2 protein-coding genes are annotated in these 1369 nt (G+C 68.7%); both read left to right on the top strand.

Annotated features, from left to right (window positions below; all coding sequences use genetic code 11):
- On the top strand, positions 1-502 hold a 502-nt coding region (locus tag DBR34_RS17365), incomplete at its 5' end, for a methyltransferase domain-containing protein (RefSeq protein WP_128097712.1).
- A gap of 165 nt (positions 503-667) precedes the next feature.
- A partial coding sequence (locus tag DBR34_RS17360; RefSeq protein WP_258224070.1) for an MFS transporter occupies positions 668-1369 on the top strand: 702 nt, incomplete at its 3' end.

The raw sequence follows: 1369 nt of genomic DNA, 5'->3' as shown, positions 1-1369 counted from the left end.
GGTGCTGGCCGAGACCATGCACAGCTTCGACGTGGCCGGCAAACGCGTGCTGGAAGTGGGCTGTGGACTGGGGCTGGCCAGCCTGGTGCTGGCCCATCGTGGAGCCGATGTGGTGGCCAGCGACCATCATCCGCTGGCCGAATCGTTCCTGGCCTACAACGCCGGGCTCAATGACCTGCCTGCGCTGCACTACCGCGATCTGCCGTGGGAGCTGCCGGATACGACACTCGGTCGTTTCGATCTGATCATCGGCAGCGACGTGCTGTACGAGCGCGGCCACGCGCTGCAGATCGCCCGGATGATGGAGCGCCACGCACGGCCCACGGCCGAACTGCTGCTCACCGATCCGGGGCGCGGCAACGTGGGATCGTTCTCGCGTGCCATGGCCGCGCAGGGCTATACCGTTGACGAGGCCTACGGCCTGTTCGACGACGAAGGCGATGCGCCAGGGCGTGGGCGGCTGCTGCGCTACACGCGTGAGGCGGCCTCGCAGGCGGCCTGAGGCGGTTCGGCGGGGTCTGCGCGGTCGCGATGTGGTGACTGCGTGAGCCTGCCCGACGGGCGGATATCGTAGGCTCGGCGGCATTCAAGTGCAGGTGGGAGTCGCGATGTCGTTGAGTCTGCTTCGCTGTCGTATCGGCAGCGCATCCGTGCGTGGGCGGTGCCGGTGAGCGCGCCGTCGGCGTCACCGGCACGCACCCGTTCGATGATCGTGGCCGGGTTGTCGACCGTGGTGGAGTGGTACGACTTCACCTTGTACCTGTACCTGGCCACGGTGCTGTCGCGGGTGTTTTTTGGCGGCGGCGACAACGCCCTGCTGGCCACGCTGGCGGGGTTCGCGGTGTCCTACCTGATGCGTCCGTTGGGCGCGCTGTGCTTCGGGCATCTGGGCGACCGCTTCGGGCGGCGCTACATGCTGCTGGCCTCGATGCTGCTGATGACCCTGGCAATGCTGGCCACCGCGCTGCTGCCCACCTTCGACAGCATCGGCGCCAGTGCCGGGGTGCTGCTGTTGCTGCTGCGTTGCCTGATGGCGTTTTCGGTGGGCGGTGAGTACACCGGCGTGGTGGCCTACCTGCTGGAAACCGCGCCCACCCGCCGCCGTGGCCTGGTCACCTCGTTGGCATCGGCGGCCAGCGAGGTCGGCGCACTGCTGGCGGTGGCGCTGTCGGCGTTGACGGTGGCGTTGTTGAGCACCGCGCAGCTGGACGGGTGGGGCTGGCGCATTCCGTTCTTCGTGGGCGCGGCATTGGCCGGGGCGATCCTGCTGGCACGCTCGACCATGCACGAATCGCCCGAGTTCGAGCGGCAGCAGGCGGCCGGCACCGTGCCCACCTCGCCGATCCGCGACACCTGGCGCTATCACCGG

The organism is Stenotrophomonas sp. HMWF003 (genome assembly GCF_003061285.1).
Classification (GTDB): domain Bacteria; phylum Pseudomonadota; class Gammaproteobacteria; order Xanthomonadales; family Xanthomonadaceae; genus Stenotrophomonas; species Stenotrophomonas maltophilia_AP.
The sequence above is the reverse complement of the archived record's forward strand: the minus strand, read 5'-3'. Positions and strand labels throughout refer to the sequence as shown.